The following is a 526-nucleotide window of genomic DNA, read 5'->3' on the forward strand; positions in this document are numbered from 1 at the left end:
GCAGTGCAAGTGCGCTACAAAATGGCACCATCGATGGTATGAATACGCCAGCAGGTGTTCCTGTTGGGGCGGTGACGCAAGCATTTGCGGCGCTAGGCAAAGATATCTCGATACTTTCGTTCACTGACGAGCAAATCAAGCAAGCCAACGGCAACTACACGTTGTGGACCAAGTACGACATTCCTGCCAACACTTACCCAGGTTTAGATAAACCAATCACGACGATTGCTCAGCCGAACTTCCTTGCGGTTCGAGACGATATCTCGGAAGAGGACGTTTACCAACTGACCAAAGCCATTTACGAGAACCTTCCGTTCCTACAAGGCATCCACAAAGCAACCAAAGCGATGGCGATCGAAAAAGCGATTTCGGGACTTCCTTTACCGCTGCATCCGGGTGCGATTCGTTACTACAAAGAAATGGGAATCGAAATCCCATCTGAACTGATGGCGCAATAACGCCAACTTCGCCCCGAGTGCATCTCGGGGCTTTTATTTTGTTTTAAACATTGAAAAAGCCGTTAGAG

1 protein-coding gene is annotated in these 526 nt (G+C 48.9%); it reads left to right on the plus strand.

What is annotated here, in order from left to right; translation table 11 throughout:
- The coding region (locus tag R7Z77_RS28260) for a TAXI family TRAP transporter solute-binding subunit (RefSeq protein ID WP_318137424.1) at positions 1–458 on the plus strand (458 nt) is incomplete at its 5' end.
- Positions 459–526 lie beyond the last annotated feature (68 nt).

This window comes from Vibrio sp. 1401 (assembly GCF_033340295.1).